3 protein-coding genes and 1 pseudogene are annotated in these 2696 nt (G+C 72.9%); 2 read left to right on the top strand and 2 right to left on the bottom strand.

Translation table 11 applies throughout. The features are described 5' to 3' along the window. A partial coding sequence (locus tag ACQKIP_RS44685; protein WP_427745618.1) for a response regulator transcription factor occupies positions 1–367 on the top strand: 367 nt, incomplete at its 5' end. Positions 368–399: 32 nt separating this feature from the next. Here ACQKIP_RS44685 and lysA read toward each other — a convergent pair. Continuing rightward, positions 400–1740, bottom strand: a complete 1341-nt coding sequence (gene lysA / locus ACQKIP_RS44680; protein ID WP_365862316.1) for a diaminopimelate decarboxylase — start codon at positions 1738–1740, stop codon at positions 400–402. A gap of 70 nt (positions 1741–1810) precedes the next feature. After that, a complete protein-coding gene (locus ACQKIP_RS44675) occupies positions 1811–2215 on the bottom strand; it encodes an SAV_915 family protein (protein ID WP_365862314.1) in 405 nt (134 codons plus the stop codon). A 230-nt stretch (positions 2216–2445) separates the two neighbouring features. On the opposite strand from ACQKIP_RS44675, the pseudogene ACQKIP_RS44670 reads away from it, so the two are divergent. Further along, positions 2446–2696, top strand: a pseudogene (locus tag ACQKIP_RS44670) (methylmalonyl-CoA mutase); the annotation flags it as partial.

Here is a 2696-nt window from a genome sequence, read left to right as displayed (position 1 = left end):
GCTGTTGACCACCGCCACCGAGGGCGTGGGCTATCTGCTCAAGGACCGGGTCGTCCAGGTCGACGAGTTCCTGGACGCGCTGGAGCGGGTCGCTTCGGGCCAGACCGCCTTCGACCCGGAGGTCGTACGGCAGTTGCTGACCCTCAGCAGCCACACCGACCCGCTCCAGCGCCTGACGCCCCGGGAGCGCGAGGTGCTCGGCAAGATGGCGCAGGGACACACCAACGCGGCGATCGCCGGGCAGTTGCACGTCTCGCAGAGTGCCGTCGAGAAGTACATCGCGGCGATCTTCGACAAGCTGGAGCTGGCCGGGACGACCGGCTACAGCCGCCGGGTGCTCGCCGTCCTGCGCTATCTCGGCTCCTGAGGCGCCCGGGTGGTACAGGTCGGGTCCCGGGGCTACAGGCCGACGTCCCTGCTGCGGAAGTCCTCCAGGCACTCGCGCCGCACCAGGAGCCGCGCGTGCCCGCCGGCCACGGCCACCACGGGAGGGCGCCCGACGAGGTTGTAGCCGGACGCCATGGACAGGTGGTACGCGCCGGCCACCGGCACCCCCAGGACGTCTCCGGGCCGTACGTCGCCCGGCAGGCGGACGTCGGAGGCGAGCACGTCGCCGGCCTCGCAGTGCCGCCCCACGACGGTCACCGGCGCGGGCGGGGTCGTGGAGTGCCTGCCGATCAGGCGCGGCGCGTACCGCACGCCGTAGAGCGCGGGCCTCGGGTTGTCGCTCATCCCGCCGTCCACGGCGACGAAGGTGCGTCCGCCGGTCCGCTTGACGGCGAGCACGTGGTAGAGGGCCACTCCTGCGGGGCCCGCGATGGCGCGGCCCGGTTCGATGAGCAGCCTCGGCACGGTGAGCCCGGCAGCCGCGCAGCTCTCCGCCAGCTCGGCGCGCACCTTGCGGGCGAGTGCGGTGATGTCGAGGGCCGCCTCGCCGGGGCGGTAGGCGATGCCGTGGCCGCCGCCGAGGTCCAGTTCGGGCAGGGTCACGCCGTGCTGGTCCTTGATGCGGGCCATCAGGCCGACCAGGCGGCGCACGGCGGCGATGAACGGCTTGTCGGCGGTGATCTGCGAGCCCAGGTGGCAGTGCAGGCCGGTCAGTTCGAGTCCTGGCTGGCCGATGATGCGGGCGACGGCGTGCTGCGCGGAGCCGTCGGCGATCGACAGGCCGAACTTCTGGTCGTCGGTCCCGGTGCGGATCTTGGCGTGGCCGCCCGCGGCGATGCCCGGCACCACCCGGACCATCACCTTCTGGCGGCTGCCCGGCGGCACGGCCGCGGCGAGCCGTGCGATCTCGGAGGCGCTGTCGATGACGATGCGCCCGACGCCGAGCCGCAGCGCGGCGTTCAGATCGTGCGGGCTCTTGGCGTTGCCGTGCAGCACGATGCGCTCGGCGGGGAAGCCCGTGGTCACCGCGAGTTCCAGCTCGCCGGCCGAGCAGACGTCGAGCCCGAGCCCTTCCTCCGCCACCCAGTGGGCCATCGCGCGGCACAGGAAGGCCTTGGCCGCGTAGTGCACCTCGGCGCCGGGGAAGGCGTGCAGGTAGGTGCGGCAGCGGGTGCGTACGTCGTCTTCGTCGATGAGATAGGCCGGGGTGCCGAAGCGCTCGGCGATCTCGGTGAGCGGTACGCCGCCGACGGCGAGGTCGCCGTGCGCCAGGCGTGCGGTGGTCGCGGGCCAGACGGACAGGTCGTCGTCGGCGGTGGCGGCCGGGGTCAGGGGTTCGTGCAGGGTGGTCATGGCAGGTTCTCTCTTCGCCTCGTCCTCGTGCGTCCGCGCGCTCTTGCGCTGCGGCTTCGCTTGCGCGCCGTCAGCCGATCCAGGCGGTCAGGGCGCCGACGACCGCGGCGGCGCCGGTCACGCGCAGCGCGCCGACCGCGTTGCGGTCCCACTCGCGCCACGCGGGGACGCGCCGTGCGGGTGCGGCGACGGGGTGGGCCGCGAGCCGGGGGTCGACGGTGACCTCGCGGACGCCGAGCGGTTCGGTGAGCGCCCGCAGCGCGGGCTCCGAGAGCCTGATCCAGGCCTGGCGGGCGCCGAGGGCCGCGCTCAGGCGCTGGGGGGTGGTGAAGGCGACGGCGGTACGCGCGCCGACGGGGGTGCGGAACAGGCGGGCGACGCAGCCCGCGGGTCCCGGCCGGACGGGGACGAAGAGCGGTCCGGCCGGGCCGGGTTCACAGGGCTCGGGGTCCTCGTCGCACTGGGGCTCTGCCATGGGGTTCCTCCTTGGGCGTTCTGCTCGGTCTGTACCGAAGCTATGCCCGGCCCCGAGTGCCACCCGCCCTCCATGACGGGACGTTGATGGCGGTGGTCCCCGCGTTGACGTGCGCTTGACGGGTCCGACGTAGCCGCCTGCTCGTTTGAGATCAATAGCGTTCGGAAGAGGCCAAGGTCACAGCCCTGTACGGCACCCAGTGCCAGGGGTTGCGCCCTAGCATCATGCGCATGACGGTCCTGCCTGACGACGGGCTTTCCCTGGCCGCCGAGTTCCCTGATGCGACCCATGAGCAGTGGCAGCGCCTGGTGGAAGGCGTGCTGCAGAAATCGGGTAAGGACGTATCGGGGCCGGCCGCCGAGCAAGCGCTGTCCACCGCACTCGAGGACGGGCTCAGCACCCGCCCCCTGTACACCGCCCGTGACGCCGCGCCTGACGCCGGTTATCCGGGTTTTGCCCCCTTTGTCAGGGGCGGTACCGC

Origin of the sequence: Streptomyces sp. NPDC059900 (assembly GCF_050270335.1) — a bacterium.
GTDB lineage: Bacteria > Actinomycetota > Actinomycetes > Streptomycetales > Streptomycetaceae > Streptomyces.
Note: the sequence above shows the minus strand (reverse complement) of the source record. Positions and strands in the feature narration are given on the sequence as shown.

Coding starts and splice junctions, on each gene's coding strand:
- ACQKIP_RS44675 (WP_365862314.1), bottom strand. CDS start 2,215: ATGGCAGAGCCCCAGTGCGACGAGGACCCCGAGCCCTGTGAACCCGGC.
- lysA (WP_365862316.1), bottom strand. CDS start 1,740: ATGACCACCCTGCACGAACCCCTGACCCCGGCCGCCACCGCCGACGAC.